Genomic DNA, 2232 nt, shown 5'->3' with positions numbered 1-2232 from the left:
CGGCGGCACCGACCAGACCTCGACCGGCCGCGACCGTTACCAGGGCTATCTCAACGCCATGGAGGCGGCCGGCCTGGAGGTGAAGCCGTCCTGGCGCATTCCCGGCCCCCGCACCAAGCAGGCCGGCTTCGAAGCCGCGGGGCAGTTTCTGGCGCTGAAGGACAAGCCCACCGCCGCCTGCTGCTGGAACGATTTGGTCGCGATCGGGTTGATGAACGGCATCGCGCGCGCAGGCCTCGTGCCCGGCGTCGATATCTCGGTCACCGGCTATGACGATCTCGAGGAGGCTGCAATCGCGACGCCGGCCCTGACCACTGTCTGGAACGGCCAGCGCGAGGTCGGTCGCCGCGCCGCGAGCGCCTTGCTCGACAAATTGAACGGGCAGGCGGTGCGGCCCTCGCAGGAGCTGATCAAGCCGGAACTGCATGTGCGGCAGTCGACCGGCAAGCCGGTGGAGCGTGCATGACCATTGCAGAAGAAAAATTGCCAGTCGCCATCCTGGTGCCGGGCGATTTCAACGATCATGCCGTCAGCCGCATAGACAAGGCGTTCAAGCTTGTGCGCATCGAACGTGCCGACCCTTCGCTGGTCACGGAAGAGATACGCGCCACTGTGCGCGGCATCGCCTCCTATGCCGGCATCAACGCGACGATGATTGACGCCCTGCCCAACCTTGAGATCATCGCCAGTTTCGGCGTCGGCTATGATTCGGTCGACGCCAATCACGCGGCGAAGCGCGGCGTCATGGTCACCAACACGCCCGACGTTTTGACCGAGGAGGTCGCCGACACCGCCATTGGTCTGTTGATCAACACCGTGCGCGAGCTCTACGCCGCCGAGAAGTGGCTGCGCGACGGCGCTTGGGTGAAGAAGGGCAATTATCGCCTGAGCCGGCTTACCTTGCGCGGCCGCAGCGTCGGCATTTTCGGCATGGGCCGCATCGGCCGCGCCGTCGCCCGCCGCCTTGAAGCCTTCGGCCTGCCGATCGCCTACCACAATCGCCGCAAGGTGGAAGGCCTGGCTTACGACTATCATGCCACTTTGAAAGGCCTTGCCGAGGCCGTCGACACGCTGATCTGCATTGCTCCGGGGGGCGCCTCCACGGAGAAGGCGATCAATGCCGAAATCTTGTCGGCGCTGGGTTCGAACGGCGTCTTCGTCAATATCGGCCGTGGCTCGGCGGTGGACGAGACAGCACTGGCGGCCGCCCTGAAGAGCGGTACCATCGCCGCCGCGGGGCTCGACGTCTTTGCCGACGAACCGAACGTGCCACGGGCCCTGCTCGACGCTGCCAATGCCTCGCTTCTGCCGCATGTCGGCTCGGCGTCCGTCCACACCCGCCGCGCCATGGCGGATCTTTGCGTCGACAATCTCGTCGCCTGGTTCACCGAGCGCCGGCCGCTGACGCCCGTGCCGGAGACGATCAACGTCAAGGCGCGCGGGTAAAACAATTCCAGGGACGTCTGAGGGGGCTTTCGCAGCCTATGGAACGTTCAACCGTTCCGGGCGCTTCGCCACATTTGTTAATGCTTTAGCCGGCCCATTATCTCCCGCTTAAGGCTTTGAAATCATTCTCCATACATGATCGAGTGTGGAGAAGCGGCATGAAGCTGGTTACGGGCTGGCTCTGCCGGGTGTCATTGGCGTCCACCGGCCACCAGACGGGAGCCAGCGTGGTTTTTGTGCAACTTCAGATAAGAAAGCATCTTCCGGATGCCCGGCTATATTGCGCTGCAATCGAAGCGGTCTACACTGCCGCGAAACACGGGGTGGGTCCATGAAATCGATTTTGTTGGCTTCTGCTATTCTTGCTGCCCTTCCGGGTAGCGCTTTTGCCGCGGATGCGCTTTCCGCCGCTCCGGCGATCTATGACTGGAGCGGCGCCTATGTTGGCGTCCAACTAGGCTATGGTTGGGGCCACGTCGATAGCCATGATCAGTCGATATCGAGTGGCAATTCGGATTGGGCCGACTCCTGGAAATCCAACGGAGTGCTCGGTGGTATCCATCTTGGCTACAACCAAGCTTACGGTTCGTTCGTTCTCGGCGGCGAAGCCGACATCGAAGCCTCCGGAATGAGCGGTTCAGTCGATTCGGTGTTTGCCGGCACGATCGACACCAAGATCGATGTCCAGGGTTCGCTTCGAGCCCGCTTGGGCTATGCGATGGGACCGGCATTGCTGTACGCAACCGGCGGTCTCGCGGTTGCTCATTTCAAAACCCACTATGAAGA

General features: G+C 62.4%; 3 protein-coding genes. All 3 read left to right on the top strand.

The genetic code is table 11. From position 1 onward, the window contains the following. Positions 1–466, top strand: a 466-nt coding sequence (locus EOA27_RS32850; protein ID WP_189562213.1) for a substrate-binding domain-containing protein, incomplete at its 5' end; no start/stop codon positions are given. Beyond that, positions 463–1446 (top strand): 2-hydroxyacid dehydrogenase, encoded by a 984-nt coding sequence (locus EOA27_RS32845; RefSeq protein WP_127258345.1) that lies wholly within the window; start codon positions 463–465, stop codon positions 1444–1446. The genes EOA27_RS32850 and EOA27_RS32845, both read left to right, overlap by 4 nt. A gap of 331 nt (positions 1447–1777) precedes the next feature. Further along, the coding region (locus tag EOA27_RS32840) for an outer membrane beta-barrel protein (RefSeq protein ID WP_145970694.1) at positions 1778–2232 on the top strand (455 nt) is incomplete at its 3' end.

Origin of the sequence: Mesorhizobium sp. M2A.F.Ca.ET.037.01.1.1, from assembly GCF_003998075.1 — a bacterium.
GTDB lineage: Bacteria > Pseudomonadota > Alphaproteobacteria > Rhizobiales > Rhizobiaceae > Mesorhizobium.
The sequence above is the reverse complement of the archived record's forward strand: the minus strand, read 5'-3'. Positions and strand labels throughout refer to the sequence as shown.